Origin of the sequence: Rhodovulum strictum (assembly GCF_009649175.1) — a bacterium.
Taxonomy (GTDB): Bacteria; Pseudomonadota; Alphaproteobacteria; order Rhodobacterales; family Rhodobacteraceae; genus Rhodovulum; species Rhodovulum strictum.
On sequence record NZ_WJPO01000085.1, the window covers coordinates 1 to 734 of the forward strand.

Genomic DNA, 734 nt, shown 5'->3' on the forward strand with positions numbered 1-734 from the left:
GGGCCCTCAGGACGCCCTCGACCCGCCCGAAAGCAGCACCTTGGCTCCAATGTCAGCCGGCCGGTGAATATCGCGGGCTCAGTCCTGCAAGGAACGCCTGCGCCACCGAAGTCAATACGAAAAACTGTGAATAGGCATGCGAAAGTGACCCACTTGGGTGGGTTATGATCATCTAAAACTGACCCGCCTGCATTGTTAACATCCGTGCGCTTTGGCACGGAGGAAGGGCAGGTGTTGGTGATGGAAACGGCAATGAAGATCCGCGGCTGGATCTTGCGCGATGGCCGCAGCATCCGGGCTGTGGCACGCGAGACTGGCATCTCGCGGACGACGATCAAGAAGTATCTGAAGGACGAGGAGCCGCCGCAATACCGGCGGACGCATGAGCGGGTTGGTCATAAGCTGAGCGCGGAATTCGAGGAGCGTCTTCGGGATCTTTTCAAACACGATCTGCAACTCCGACGGCGCGATCGCCGTACAGCGAAGAAGCTTTTCGAACAGATAGTCACGGAAGGCTACACAGGGTCGTATTCGCCGGTTCAGCCCGCTAGCAGCAACAACCGTTGATGACAGTTTGAGCCGGCATTCTGACATCAAGGCACTTTGAGATGCGCAGCGTGGCGTCAAATCCGGGACCTATCGATGTCGTGCGGAGATTAGGGTCAGGACCCATTGATATACTTGAAGCTGTCCGGCCTGCGTGATTCAAGCTCCCGAACTGACGGGGGTGGAGA

1 protein-coding gene is annotated in these 734 nt (G+C 57.5%); it reads left to right on the forward strand.

Going from position 1 to position 734, the window contains the following annotated elements:
- Positions 1 to 204: 204 nt before the first annotated feature.
- Positions 205 to 567 carry a helix-turn-helix domain-containing protein gene (locus GH815_RS18730; protein WP_170290401.1) on the forward strand — a complete coding sequence of 121 codons (363 nt, stop codon included), beginning with the start codon at positions 205 to 207 and terminating at the stop codon, positions 565 to 567.
- Positions 568 to 734: the final 167 nt, after the last annotated feature.